Origin of the sequence: Actibacterium sp. (genome assembly GCF_041584535.1) — a bacterium.
In the GTDB taxonomy this organism is placed as follows: Bacteria; Pseudomonadota; Alphaproteobacteria; order Rhodobacterales; family Rhodobacteraceae; genus Actibacterium_D.
Genome location: NZ_JBFHDW010000359.1, coordinates 1 through 2,305, shown reverse-complemented (window position 1 = coordinate 2,305; position 2,305 = coordinate 1). Strand labels below are relative to the sequence as shown.

General features: G+C 62.1%; 2 protein-coding genes. One reads left to right on the top strand and one right to left on the bottom strand.

The features are described 5' to 3' along the window. Positions 1 to 1,703 (bottom strand): PAS-domain containing protein (locus ABYW26_RS13550; RefSeq protein WP_372605443.1); only part of this gene is annotated, 1,703 nt, incomplete at its 3' end. Positions 1,704 to 1,841: 138 nt separating this feature from the next. Here ABYW26_RS13550 and ABYW26_RS13545 point away from each other — a divergent pair. After that, a partial coding sequence (locus ABYW26_RS13545; protein WP_372605442.1) for a PAN/Apple domain-containing protein occupies positions 1,842 to 2,305 on the top strand: 464 nt, incomplete at its 3' end.

Sequence of the window (2,305 nt, the reverse complement as noted above, 5' to 3'; positions counted from 1 at the left end):
TGGGTCGCCTGTTCCTCGGCCAAGGGCAGGGTTATGCGAAAGCCAAAGCACGATCCCACGCCTTTTTCCGAGTCGACCCAGATGTCGCCGCCCATCAGTTCAACCAGTTGTTTCGAGATCGCCAGCCCCAGACCGGTGCCCTCGAAATTGCGGTTCTGCTGGTCCTCGATCTGATTGAATTCGCCAAAGATATGCTGCTGCAACTCGGGCGCGATGCCGATACCGGTGTCCTCAACAGTGATGTGGATTTGCTGTTGGTCGGGCAGGTTCGCCGGCAATCCGACCACCCGCACCAGCACATGCCCGGCCTGCGTGAACTTGACCGCGTTGCCGATCAGGTTGGTCAATATCTGCCGGATGCGTCCGCGATCGCCAAGGAAACAGGTCGGCAGGAACATGTCATAGTCCAGCAGCAGCGCCAGCGATTTGTCATGCGCCGTGGCTTGAAGCAACATCACGATTTCATGGATTGCGCGCTCCAGATCGAAAGGTTCGGGATGCAGGTTCAGCTTGGCCGCCTCGATTTTTGAGAAATCCAGAACGTCGTTCAAAAGAACCAAAAGCGCCTCGCCCGAGTTGCGGATGGTTTCGGCGTAAAGGCGTTGTTCCTCGGACAGGGGGGTGTCGCACAGCAGTTCGGCCATGCCGACGACGCCATTCATCGGGGTGCGTAATTCGTGGCTCATATTGGCCAGAAACGCCGATTTGGCGCGGCTGGCAGCCTCGGCGGCGACACGGGCTTCTTCCAGCGCGGCGTGTTGTTGTTTCTGTTCGGTGATGTCCATGCGCAGGCCAACGCGGCCGCCGTCCGGCGTCTGCTGTTCCAGAATCCGCAGCCAGCGCCCGTCGCTAAGCGGTTGTTCGATCACCCCATCGGCGCGCTGGTGGCGGTTCATGCGGTCGGCAAGCCAGTCCTCTTCGTGGCCGATCGCATCCTTGTAATGGCCACGGTCCAGTCCATAGCGCAGGATCTGTTCGAAGGTCGTGCCGGGCAGCATCGCCGGGGCGCTGTCGGCATAGATCTGACGATAGCGGTCGTTGCACATCACCAGCCGGTCGTCGTGGTCATACAGGACAAACCCGTCTTGCACCGCCTCGACCGCGGCCCACATGCGCATCATTTCGGTCTGGTTCAGGTGCAGACACACCATGTCGCCCGCCGGGGTGCGGCGTTCGATCTGTTTCAGGTATTGGCCGTTCCACAGCCGGATCACCGAATCCGGCACCGGGTTCAGTTGCCAGCGGGCCAGCGCCTGTGCCACCCAATCGGCGCGCGACAGGCCTTGGGTATCGACGATGCCCTCGTCCGCCATCAACTGCACGATATCGGCATAGGGCGCGCCCAGCCGGACGTCTTCGAGGCCCTCGAAAATTGCCCGGAACGCCGCGTTCGAGGCCACCATCCGGTCGTCGGCATCGAACACGGCGAAACCATCGCGGATGGTTTCCAACGAATCCCACAACCGGCGCTCGGCGATGGCGAAGGCGGTGCTGACGACCTCAAGTTCTTCGGTGATCTGAGTGTTGCGACCGCGCAATTCCTCGGCCTGCTGGCGGGTCTCGACGATCTCGTCCGACAGGTGCCGGGCATGTTTCGACAGTTTGGCATTGGCCTCGAACAGCTCGCGGGTTTTCTGGTCCAGCAGCCGTTCCGCCGCCAGCCGCCCGCGCCGTTCTTCGGCCAGTTTTTTCTCCAGTGTCATTGCCGAACCCGTCTCACAGCCCTGTTCTTTTCTATGACCGCCGCAGGGTGAATACCGGGTTAACGTCCCCGGGGAATCGTTGCCTTGCGACTTGCCGCTGTGCCAGCATTCATCAGGTTCAGTTGTTGGAGGCTTGTTATGCGTCGATTCCTAGTGGCATCCGTCCTGTCTGTTGCGGCATTGGTCAGCCCGGTTTTGGCCCAGCAGGACATTCCAGTGCCAGACCGGCGCGTGACGCTTAGCGTGGATACGGATTTTCCCGGCGGCGATCTGCGGGCGTTGTTCGACACCAGCTATACGGCCTGCGAGCGCGCCTGCCTCAGCGATGCCGCCTGTGGCGCCTTTACCTTTAACAGCCGCGCCAACAGTTGTTTCCCGAAATCCGGCGTTCAGGGGCAAGAGACCTATCAGGGCGCGATTTCCGGCGTGGTTCTGGCCACTGATCCCGGCGTTCTGGCCAAGGCCGCGACCCGGCGGGCCGAGCTGGGTTTTGTCCCCGATGACCAGATCAATGCGGCGCGGCAGATGGCGCAGGGGCTGGGCGGGCGTTTCCGCCCGGACGGGCGGTCGGCGGCAGAGCTGCTGGAAACCGCCCGCGCCGC